The following is a 9,956-nucleotide window of genomic DNA, read 5'->3' as shown; positions in this document are numbered from 1 at the left end:
AGTATGCATTGGCGACGTTGTTTTCAGTTATCCTCGATGGAGCGCACGCTTCTGCATATCCTCCCTGTTCCGCAGGTACTTTTTGCAGATAGCCTTCTCTTCGAAGTTTTCTGTGTTTTATTCCATCACTTGTATGGCAGCCTTACCCACAGAGATTGCCTAATGTGATTTCTGTTCGTCAGACCAGAGGTTTGCCGCCGGCTTCCTTTAGATTCGGCCTCATGACCGACACCCTTGCCCTTGGCTATGTGCTTGCCGCTACAAGGCCGCACTCGGGACTTGCACCCGTTAGACTGCGCCCATGCCGGGCGCACCATAATAAAGGATTGCCCGCCACTTAGGGGCAATCCTTTATTTATATTGAAAATGAACCCGGCTATGATAGTTCTCTAAGAGGTTTGCCTTATTTTTATGTTTGAGAAATATTCAGAACCAGCAAAAAGACCTATATACAAGCCATCATTTGGTTCTATCCCAAAGCGGAAGCTTGATTCCCAATCCCTTTTCAATGGCCCTGTCAAAAATCCTTCTTGCCACCATCATATCTTCAACAGCCATTCCTACATTGTTGCTCACAATTAATTCTTCCTTATTTTCCCTGCCCTTTTTCAAACCCGCAGGTACCTCACCGGTTTCACCGTAAATCTCCGGCAAGCCCCAGGGGTAGTATCCATAGCCCTCCAGGAGCTTGTGCTGTTCAATGCTATCGCACAGGTACTTGTCAGCACGCTTGTATACGGCATCTTCATATACCGAGTGGCAGTCACACGTAATTAGCGTTTGGCCTTTGGAAATCCACTCATCTTTAACCTTGGGCTCAGGCTTATGCGCTATAGGTATAGCTGACGCGATAACCTCCGAGTTCTTTGCCAGCTCTTCATAGGATTTTGCTTTAACTATCCTGGCGTTCACTTTTGCCTGTAATTCTTCAATCAGTCTATCCATAGAGGATTCGTAGATATCATAAACATATATCTTTTCAAGCTTTTTCAATACCATTTCCACCATTTTTATATGGGCCTTACCCTGGATGCCACATCCTATCATCCCAAAGCTTTTAGCATCAGGGTTTGCCAAATACTTTGCAGCCACAAGCGAAACTGCAGGTGTCCTTACCTCGGTTATCCAGTATGCATCCATAATTGACAGAGGCAAACCCGTTTCAGGGTCGTTGTATATAACCTGGCAATTCGTTGGGGTAATATCAGGGAACCTTTCTTTGTTCGTAGGGAAATTGCTGCCCCATTTAATCCCGCAAGCGTATTCCTTTGGCAGATAGGCCGGCATGGCATGCATTAAAGAATCCGGCTGAGGGTGCAGGCCTATTTTTGCCGGCATCTCCACCTCTCTTTTGCTATATGCGACCAATGCCCTTTCGGTAAGATCAAGAATCTCTTCCTCGGTTAGCCCTGTGTCTTTACAGTCCTGCATACTCAAATATAGTATCTCGTTACCAATATTCAAGTGCTGTAACACCCAATTCCGGTATTCAAGGTTATTCATTTTCATACCTCCATTTATTAGCCTTTATAATAGAAATCATCTTTCCATTCGGATTAGCTGTATCGTCTTACAATTTATGGTAATAATTGAATGATAAAACTTATCACAGCCCCTGCAGCAACATTAAGAGATACACTTACAGAGGCGGTGATTGCCTTATCTGAAGTGATTTAAATCTTGAAGCCTATTTTGATTATAGAGGAAGTTTTCTGCCCACTCCCTTTTGAAGTGCCCTATCGAATACTGCCCTGGCCATCATCATGTCTTCTACCGCCATTCCTACATTGTTACATACAATCAATTCGTCGTTTGTTTCTCTGCCCTTTTTCAAGCCCGCAACCACTTCCCCTGTCTCTCCATATATTTCGGGTAGGCCATAGGGGTAGTACCCGTAACCGATTAGAAGTTCGTGCTGTTCGATGCTGTCACATAAATATTTGTCTGCCCTTTTCATCGTCACATCCTCGTATAACGAGTGACAGTCGCACATTATTATCGTTTGTCCTTTGGAAATCCATTCATCCTTTATTTTTGGCTCGGGTTTTGCTGATATAATCGCAGCTGATGCAATGACTTCACTGTTCTTGGCTAGTTCTTCGTAAGATCCTGCTTTTATTATTTCAGCTTCTACTTCTGGCTGTAGGTCTTCTACCAATCTATCCATCGCAGGTCGGTATACGTCATAGATATAGATTTTTTCCAGACCGCGAAGGACATGCGAAATCACTTTGACATGGGCTCTACCCTGCACACCGCAGCCTATCATGCCAAAGGTTTTTGCATCAGCCTTTGCCAGATACTTTGCAGCTATTACGGATACTGCCGGTGTCCGCTTCTCGGTAATCCAGGATGCATCCATTATTGCCAAGGGCCAACCCGATTCGCTATCGTTAAACACGAGCAGCACGGATGTCTGGTTCAGGCCAAACCTTTCTCTGTTCGCTGGGAAGCAAGCTCCCCACTTAATGCCGCAGGCAAACACCTCCGGAATATAAGCGGGCATAGCATGCATGAGCGTGTCTTTAAGCGGATGCAGACCGATTTTTGCCGGCATCTCCACATTCTTTTTCCCATGCGCCACCAGCGCTTTCTCAGTAAGCTCCAGTATATCCTCTTCAGTTAACCCAATGTTTACACATTCATCGCGAGTAAGGTAAAGGACCTCTTTACCGATTTCTACGTGTTTGCTGACCCATTCTCTGTACTCAAGGCTATTCACAGGTAATTCCCCCTTCTCTTAGTAGGATTCACTTATCAGGCAATACCGATTAGAAAATCCCCAGACCTCTAACCATTATTAGGAATACTGCCACTGGAATTAGATAAGTTACAAAGGGTTTCCACCAGTTGGCAACCTTGAAACCGGCTGCGCCGATATTTGTTTCATCTCTGAAGTTTTCAAACTTCCATACAAAGGCTGTGTAAATCGCCAGAAGCAAAGCTCCTGCTGTTAACAATACGTTACCCGATACATAGTCGGCCAGGTCAAAGAAATTTTTGCCAAATAGCAGCACATTTGCCCAGGGCCCGCAAGACAATATGGTTGGTATGCCCAATACGAACATGATTGCCAAGGATCCCCACACCGCCTTTTTCCTGCTGATATTATATGAATCGATAACGGAAGCAACTACCGCTTCAAGCAGGCCTATACCGGAGGTCAGGCCTGCCAGCATCACGAGAAAGAAAAACGCTCCACCGAACAGACTTCCACCGGGTATTTGTGAAAACAGGTTTGTCATGGTTACAAACAGCAACCCTGCTCCAGCGTTGGGCTCTAATCCGAAGGCAAAAAGTGCCGGAAAGATTACCAAGCCTGCAATAAAAGCAGCTAGAGTATCAAAGGCAACAATTGTAGCTGCCCCACCCGGAACATCACTTTCGGTAGGATGCAGGTAGCTGCCGTAAACATACGCTGCGGCCATCCCAACGCCTATTGAATAAAAGGCTTGGCCTAGGGCCGCCAACACCACGTTTGCATTTATTTTGGAAATATCCGGGGTCAGATACCATTTTAACCCGGCCAGCGCGCCCGGGAATGTTAGAGACCTTATCGCCAGTGCTATCAAAAATACAAACAGCAGAGGCATCATAATCTTACACGATTTCTCGATACCGTCTTTGAGCCCCCGGGTTACAATCAAACCGAGCATTACTATTACTGCCAGCGTATAAGCAGCGACCGGAACAGGCTGTGCAATGAAATTACCAAAGGCTGCACCGATCTGCTCAGCCGACACACCTGTAAACTGGCCGGATACAATTTTAAACAGATAAGCTAAAATCCATCCCATAATCATCAGGTAATACGACATAATTATTAATGCCGAAATAACACCGAACCAGCCGATTAGTGTCCAGACCCCTCCCTTTTTAGTAAGCTTGCGCATACCTTCGATTGGGGTCAACTGCGTTTTTCTGCCAAGGCTGATTTCTGCTGTAAACAGTGGAATACATATTATTAGACAAACGAGCAGATAAACTAAAAGGAAGGCTCCTCCACCGTTCATACCGGTCATATATGGAAATCTCCATATATTGCCCAATCCAATCGCAAAGCCTGCGGTTGCCATGATGAAACCAAACTTATTTGCCCAGGATTCCCGGGCTTTCCCGTTAGTGGTTTCAAATTCTTTTGACATTTGATTACCCCCTTATTTTTTGGAATGATTTTAAGATAGTGTGCCTGTTTCATCCCACCTCCTAAATGTTTGAGTATATACGGGGGTAATACATATTAATCCGACCGACGTTTCCAAATATGTTATTTGTACGTCAATCCACAATATGCTAATATAAAGATAGGTGGTATGTATTACCCCAGAGGAAACATTTTCGTTCTGGTTGCGCCCGGCGAAAATGTTTCTTCGCTTTGATAACAGGAATTGCTGAGATGTATTTTCTCTCTTAATATATTGTTTGCCAGTTAGCGCTACTCAAGATCTAAATCACAGGTTTAGCAATATATCCAGGACCGCCATGTCAACGTTTCCCATTCCCTTCTCGGTAATGGTTCTGAGGTTATCCATCGTTTTTCCGAGAGTATATCCGACAACTCCGTTGTTCCCCGGTACCTGGACTCCCTTCATTGCCAGGTAAGCGCTTTCTACAGCAGTACCGGCGGCGGTTACCATCTTAAGTGAACATCCGTATTTGGCACCATCGCAAATCATCCCTGTCAGGTTTGCCATCATCAGATGTACCGCATTTCTAATTTGACTGCTGCTTCCACCCAGCATATATGCAATGCCTGCTGCCGCACCCGTTCCGGCTGCTACGGAGCACCCACAATGGGGAGTAAGTATGCCAGTTCTGGTTTTGATGATTCCAACCACCAGGAGCGCAACGGCTAAAGCCCTAGCAAGCTGTTCTCTATCAGCCTTGAGATGCCTTCCCATCATTCCCATTGTAATAAATAAGGTTATACCATGATTGCCGCTCCCAAAACATCCGAATATCGGAACATCGATTCCTGCCATTCTTGCGTCAGCGGCAGCTCCGACCCTGCGCTTTATATTATTGATAATGTCATCACTGAGGATGCCATCTCTAATCAATTCCGAATAAAAAGCTCCCGTGCCTAAACCTGCTCTCTCCTTCTCCCCCATTTCCGATGCATTTAAGTTCACCCTTACTCCATCCAGTAAAAAATCTATGTCTTGAATATCCACTTCCTGAACAAACTGCAAAATATCATCTATAGTAACATCTGAAATATTCTTGAGAGCCATTACGGGGTCGGAAATATTTTCATTTATTGCATATGAGTTCTTCACTTCGCCATTCACACATACTTCAACTATATTGCCATGACTGTTTCGTATTAAGGCTCTGGCCTGCCCGTTGGATGTTTCGACGGTGGCTTCGACATATATCCCATTGACATTCTCTTTCAGACCGAAACAGATTTCATGGCTCTTAGCAAATTCCTCTGCAGCCTGTATATTGTCTTTGTTTATTCCTTTCAGTAGCTCCAGACCATCATCCGGATTCCCGTATAGTACGGATAGAGCAACGGCTAGGGCCAGTCCGCTTCTCATAGTTCCGGGTATACCAACGGATATAGCATCCTTGTAAACGTTTTTGTCCATTATTACTACTATCCTCTTAATATCTCCACCGATTTCTTTATAGGCCCTGGCCGCGGCCAGGCCGGCTGCTATGGGATCAGTACAGCCTATAGTCTTAAAAGTATGCTCTTTTAGTATTTTTAATGCTATACCCTTATCCACTATAACTGAAACCCCCTCCGCCTATAGCAATTCATTTTTCACTTGATCTACAAAGGCCTCGACGTGTGCTCGAGCATAATACTCGGCCTTCTCTTTATCGCCTTCTTTTAAGGCCTGAGTTATTAATTCGAAGGTATCTATGAAGCCGTTGATATTCGTTACCTTCTGCTGTGTATAATTCCATAATCTCTCCGCTTGTGTATGAAGTGTTTCCAGTATTTCGATCAAAACCGGATTTTGACTGAGTTCCCAAATAACTATATGGAAGTTAAGGTCATCTTCTATTATCTTCAGGTAGTCCTTGTCCTGATCGTAGTCTTTAAGCCTAGTGATTATTCTTTCAAGCTCATTGATGCGTTCATGTGTTGCCCTCTGAGCCGCCAATCTCGCGCACATTCCGTCCAGTTCCTTCTTTACTTCGAAGGCGTGCTTGAGCATCCTGAAATCGATTAAGGCGACCTGGGCGCCTATTCTTGGCACAATATTTAAGAATCTGTCATTTTGAAGTTTCTGAAACGCTTCACGCACAGGGGTTCTGCTTAGACTAAACTCATTTGCAATGTCCACTTCATTTAGAATATATCCGGGAGGGTATTCAAGGGAAATTATCCTTTGTTTTAAAACCTCATACACATCTGCCGACGACCGGCTTATTTGATCTTTCATGGCCTCAACTCCCATCTTCAATGCCTGTTGTTTTAGTACCAAACCTTATATGAGGTACTTCGACCATTTGAGTATTTTAATATGTATTTAGATACAGTTCCTAAATTATTTTAATATTATTAAAATTTTTGTTTTAAATTTGTTGTATACATCACGTATATTAGATTATTATTCTTAATATACTACCTTAGTCGTTTAGAGTCAATAATTTTCCAACTTCAATAATAATAAAATTTTTAACAGGCTATAAAAATTCTAATATTGATTGAAGGAATATCGTACCTACTGTAGAATTAATTATATATTATATATTATATATAATATATAATATATAATATATAATATAGGAATTAGAATAGTAGCTTCACTGACCTGTAACCGCATTACACATTTTCAGTCCGGCTAAAAAGCCGTGATTTGATTACAACTATATCGTACAAAGGGGGTTTACAAGTTGAAAAGAAGTATTTTTACTCCGTTGATTGACGAAGGCCTGACAACTCTAAAAATCCGGTATGACTGGAAGACCGATAAATCGTGGGTCTTTGCAGCAAAAGAGTGGAACGACGACATAGAATGGAGCAGGTACAACAAAGATTTCTATTCTGAGAGCATACTTACCAATGATGCGGTATACCTTAACGATCCCCAGGTAAGAAACCTATTCAGAAAATATGAGCTATTGGAGTACCTGGAGGATGTGATAGGTTTACTCAGGAAGGGAAAACACTTCGGTATGGATTGCTTTTATTATAGGGAGAAAGACATTAGATTTATGAGCAATATGCACAGTGTAATATACGGTATAAATAACCGCAGCCAAGCCATAAGATCGGGAGGAATCCGCCGTCACGACTACAAGGATGAAGAATTCGAAGTCATTATCGACGGTTTGAATCTGGCCAGGGCAATGAGCTTTAAAAACGTAGCTGCAGAAATACCTTACGGGGGATGCAAAACCACCGTTCATTCCGGACCGGTAGACCTGGAGGATATGGAGGAAATAGGGTTTCTTTCATACGCACTGGACAGGACAAGGTCGTTTACGGGTCCTGATATGGGATACCCCCCAGAACTGGCTGACGTAATGAAGGAAAATTTCACCTTGAATATTACAGGCGGACCTAAGGGACCCCTCGGTCCGACAGGCACACCCACTGCATATGGAGTATATCTGGCAGTTAAGCAGGCGGCAAAATTTAAACTGGGGAGCGACTCGCTCAAAGATAGAAAAATCGCAGTTCAGGGCTTAGGGGCTGTAGGGATGCCGCTCGTTGAACACTTTTTGGTTGAAGATGCGAAGCTAATCGTGTGTGATGCGGATGATAAAAGAATAGCCGCGTTAAAAAATAAATTTCCTGATAAAGATATAGAAGTTGTGGATATAGACAACATATACTACGTTGAGGCAGATATATTTTCACCTGCGGCGGTAGGGGGTATTATCACGGAGGAACGCATACCTAAGATGAAGTTTTCCATCATCCTGGGTGCTGCAAACAACCAACTCAAGGCAAGCAGCCAGGAAGAAGAGTATAAACTGGCAAGACTGCTGGATAAGCATGGCATCTTATTCCAGTGCGCCTGGTGGCACAATATAGCGGGTGTCCTTGCCGGATGGGAAGAATACGTGAACCAGGACAAGGCCGATATAAAACATATATTGCCCAAGATTGAGCGCATCTGTACGAAGAACACCTGGAATAACCTGAATAAAGCAAAGGAGTTATCGATAACACCAACCGAATGCGCGTATCAAACCGCAGAGAAAATCATATATAGATAGTTTTCGGGTTTGCAAGCATTTATTGAATAATCTTCACCAGTATTTTATAATCGTAGTGGTAAAACAATATTTTCAAAAGCAAATGATTTTAGAGACAAAATGGGGTGCAGGCATATGGCCGATTACTCAAACCCGTTTCAGATCAAAAATATGCAGGAAAGCCTGACCGAAAGGGTCTACCAATACCTGAGGTATTCCATAACGCACCAGAGAATCAAGTGTGGTGAAAGAGTCAGTATAACCAGACTGGCAGATGATCTACAGGTCAGCCAGACGCCGGTCCGGGAGGCGCTACAGCGTTTGGAAAAAGAAATGCTTGTTGAGTTTGAGACCAACAAGGGTGTAAAAATCATCGAAATAACTCCCAAGGATGTAATTGAAATTTGCGAGATAAGCATGCTCCTTGAATGCCACGCAATCAAACTGTCCTTTGAGGTTTCTGACATCAACGCTATTATTGACGATCTGGAAGGTTGCATATTAAAGCAGAAGGAGAGCTATGGAATGCAAAACTTTGATATGTTCATGGATTACGCCTTGGCCTTTCATAAGGTCTTCGGCAAACATTCGAACAACTCGCGGTTGATTCATACTCTCAACAGCATACAGGGGCAAATGGATATCCTGGTTGCAAAGTTCTATGACGGTTCCCATGCAATGCAGGACAGCATAGCCGAGCACGGGAGAATACTTCGGGCTGTAAGGGAACATGATGTTGAGAAAACAGTCAGTGAAATGAAAAATCACATAACCAATTCCAGGGAGAAAATTATAAAACTCTTTTAAACACTCACATAATAGTCTGAAGCATACGGGATCTCCCCGTATGCTTTTGTTCTATATCCCCCATGTCTGTAGTGCATGTATATTACTATATATCCAGGTAAATGACTTGATTTCCGCATTGTTCCAGGAAACGCTCAAAATCCTCATATTTCAGCGTCAAAGTTATCGTGTTGATGTTGGGATGGAAATTTATCTGTTTTGAGTCCTTTAACTCTTCATCTAATACAACAATAACTTCATTGTTTATATCGTTTACAACACCGAACGGTGAAACGGAACCAGGAGTTAAATCGAGATATTCCTTTAGTCTTCTTTCAGAAGCGAATTTCAACCCCTTTTCCCCTATTCGCTCTGCCAGTTTTTTAATATCCAGTTTCTTATTATTTCTCATTACAATCAGGTAGTGTCTTCTGCCTTTAGTGTCGGTTAAGAAAAGATTCTTACAATGGGTGCCGGGTATGCTGCTGCAATGACCCTGTGCCTCCTCCACTGTATAGACTGCCGGGTGCTCATTAATACAATACGCAATATCCAATTTGTCTAAAGTATCATAGACCTTTTCTTCTTTCTTCATGCAGTTATTCTCCCTTTTCGCCGAAATTGGTTATAGCGTCGAAGTTATTAAAATTTGTCTCTGTGCGATCCATCTATGCACTTCTATTATACACTTTTCCTTCTCCGACAACTACTTGTTCCTTTCTTCTTCTTAAACACCGATGATATTATATTCATAGTGTTCCATAATTTATTATATAAGGTTCTATTGGGATTATTTAGATGATATAATCATAACAGCACTGCAAAATAAAAGTTTTTGGAGGATTTCATATGAAAAAAATATGTGTTTTACTGGCCATTTTAATTGTTATCGGCGTGCCTGTCGCATCGCTCGGGATGGACAATACTGTATATGTCACCAGGGCGGAATTCATCAAAGATATCCTGATAGCTGCAAATATCGATGTTGATGAAGTCTTAGAGTC

10 protein-coding genes are annotated in these 9,956 nt (G+C 42.8%); 4 read left to right on the top strand and 6 right to left on the bottom strand.

Going from position 1 to position 9,956, the window contains the following annotated elements; genetic code table 11:
* The first annotated feature begins 155 nt into the window (after window positions 1-155).
* The gene (locus HPY74_17835) at window positions 156-341 is read left to right on the top strand and encodes a hypothetical protein (GenBank protein ID NSW92488.1); all 186 of its coding nucleotides are present in this window, start codon (window positions 156-158) and stop codon (window positions 339-341) included.
* Between the two features lie 118 nt (window positions 342-459).
* Here the strand turns inward: HPY74_17835 and HPY74_17830 are convergent, their stop codons facing one another.
* The 5 genes from HPY74_17830 to HPY74_17810 all read right to left on the bottom strand — a co-directional run bounded on the left by HPY74_17830 (window position 460) and on the right by HPY74_17810 (window position 6,401).
* On the bottom strand, window positions 460-1,503 hold the full coding sequence (locus HPY74_17830) for an ornithine cyclodeaminase family protein (protein ID NSW92487.1): 1,044 nt from the start codon (window positions 1,501-1,503) through the stop codon (window positions 460-462).
* A 193-nt stretch (window positions 1,504-1,696) separates the two neighbouring features.
* Entirely contained in the window at window positions 1,697-2,722 is a 1,026-nt protein-coding gene (locus tag HPY74_17825) for an ornithine cyclodeaminase family protein (GenBank protein ID NSW92486.1), read from the bottom strand.
* 49 nt (window positions 2,723-2,771) lie between these two features.
* A complete protein-coding gene (locus HPY74_17820) occupies window positions 2,772-4,145 on the bottom strand; it encodes a sodium-dependent transporter (GenBank protein NSW92485.1) in 1,374 nt (457 codons plus the stop codon).
* A 306-nt stretch (window positions 4,146-4,451) separates the two neighbouring features.
* Entirely contained in the window at window positions 4,452-5,735 is a 1,284-nt protein-coding gene (locus tag HPY74_17815; GenBank protein NSW92484.1) for a serine dehydratase subunit alpha family protein, read from the bottom strand.
* A 21-nt stretch (window positions 5,736-5,756) separates the two neighbouring features.
* Window positions 5,757-6,401 carry a GntR family transcriptional regulator gene (locus HPY74_17810; protein ID NSW92483.1) on the bottom strand — a complete coding sequence of 215 codons (645 nt, stop codon included), beginning with the start codon at window positions 6,399-6,401 and terminating at the stop codon, window positions 5,757-5,759.
* 454 nt (window positions 6,402-6,855) lie between these two features.
* Here HPY74_17810 and HPY74_17805 point away from each other — a divergent pair, with 454 nt between their 5' ends.
* Window positions 6,856-8,187, top strand: a complete 1,332-nt coding sequence (locus tag HPY74_17805) for a Glu/Leu/Phe/Val dehydrogenase family protein (GenBank protein NSW92482.1) — start codon at window positions 6,856-6,858, stop codon at window positions 8,185-8,187.
* A 114-nt stretch (window positions 8,188-8,301) separates the two neighbouring features.
* Complete coding sequence (locus HPY74_17800; protein NSW92481.1) at window positions 8,302-8,973, top strand: GntR family transcriptional regulator; 672 nt, start codon at window positions 8,302-8,304, stop codon at window positions 8,971-8,973.
* 85 nt (window positions 8,974-9,058) lie between these two features.
* On the opposite strand, the gene HPY74_17795 is transcribed toward HPY74_17800, so the two are convergent.
* Window positions 9,059-9,547 carry a prolyl-tRNA synthetase associated domain-containing protein gene (locus HPY74_17795; GenBank protein NSW92480.1) on the bottom strand — a complete coding sequence of 163 codons (489 nt, stop codon included), beginning with the start codon at window positions 9,545-9,547 and terminating at the stop codon, window positions 9,059-9,061.
* 254 nt (window positions 9,548-9,801) lie between these two features.
* On the opposite strand from HPY74_17795, the gene HPY74_17790 reads away from it, so the two are divergent.
* A partial coding sequence (locus HPY74_17790) for a hypothetical protein (protein ID NSW92479.1) occupies window positions 9,802-9,956 on the top strand: 155 nt, incomplete at its 3' end.

It is taken from the genome of Bacillota bacterium, assembly GCA_013314855.1.
GTDB lineage: Bacteria > Bacillota > Clostridia > Acetivibrionales > DUMC01 > Ch48.
Note: the sequence above shows the minus strand (reverse complement) of the source record. Positions and strands in the feature narration are given on the sequence as shown.